The sequence below is a fragment of the Pseudomaricurvus sp. ABR4_320 genome (assembly GCF_056159445.1).
On record NZ_JBSWVF010000125.1, the window covers coordinates 1 to 275 of the forward strand.

The 275-nt window shown below is 59.3% G+C and carries 1 protein-coding gene; it reads right to left on the reverse strand.

The genetic code is table 11. From position 1 onward, the window contains the following. Nucleotides 1–275: adenine nucleotide alpha hydrolase family protein (locus ACXAFR_RS27670; RefSeq protein ID WP_475183472.1), on the reverse strand; the 275-nt coding region annotated here is incomplete at both ends.

Consider the following 275-nt stretch of genomic DNA (forward strand, 5'->3'; position numbering starts at 1 on the left):
CCGTCGATTTCCCGGGTAACCTTTACCTTGCCATCGGCGATGGCGACTTCAGAAGCGAAGGTCCCCTGAGGCAAGGCGGTCAGTGCGGCCAGCATTTGACCGGTCTGGTTATTGTCGCCGTCGATGGACTGCTTACCGAGGATGACCAGGTCGGGCTTTTCCTGATCGACAATCGCCTTCAGGCATTTGGCTACGGCCAACGGCTGTAATTCGTCAGCGGTCTCAACCAGAATGCCGCGATCGGCACCCAGCGCCAAGGCTGTGCGGATCTGCTC